Source organism: Vibrio sp. SALL6 (assembly GCF_002002385.1).
Classification (GTDB): domain Bacteria; phylum Pseudomonadota; class Gammaproteobacteria; order Enterobacterales; family Vibrionaceae; genus Vibrio; species Vibrio parahaemolyticus.
Window position 1 is genome coordinate 1 of the sequence record NZ_MQVK01000068.1, and the last position, 281, is coordinate 281.

Sequence of the window (281 nt, forward strand, 5' to 3'; positions counted from 1 at the left end):
ACCTCCTTAAACGATGATTACTCACGATGAGTGTCCACACAGATTGATACGGTTTATGTAAAAGAGACGATACTGGGTCTGTAGCTCAGGTGGTTAGAGCGTTCGCCTGATAAGCGAGAGGTCGGTGGTTCGAGTCCACTCAGACCCACCAATTCCTTTTAGGGAGTTGGCATACAGTATCGACACCTTGATGGGGCTATAGCTCAGCTGGGAGAGCGCCTGCCTTGCACGCAGGAGGTCTGCGGTTCGATCCCGCATAGCTCCACCATCTTTAAGCGCAT

Annotated in this window: 2 tRNA genes; both read left to right on the forward strand. The window is 51.6% G+C overall.

The annotated features are described in order from the left end of the window. Window positions 1–74: 74 nt before the first annotated feature. Window positions 75–151: transfer RNA gene (locus tag BIW15_RS23890), tRNA-Ile, on the forward strand. Window positions 152–192: 41 nt separating this feature from the next. Beyond that, window positions 193–268 (forward strand) — tRNA-Ala (locus BIW15_RS23895). Window positions 269–281 lie beyond the last annotated feature (13 nt).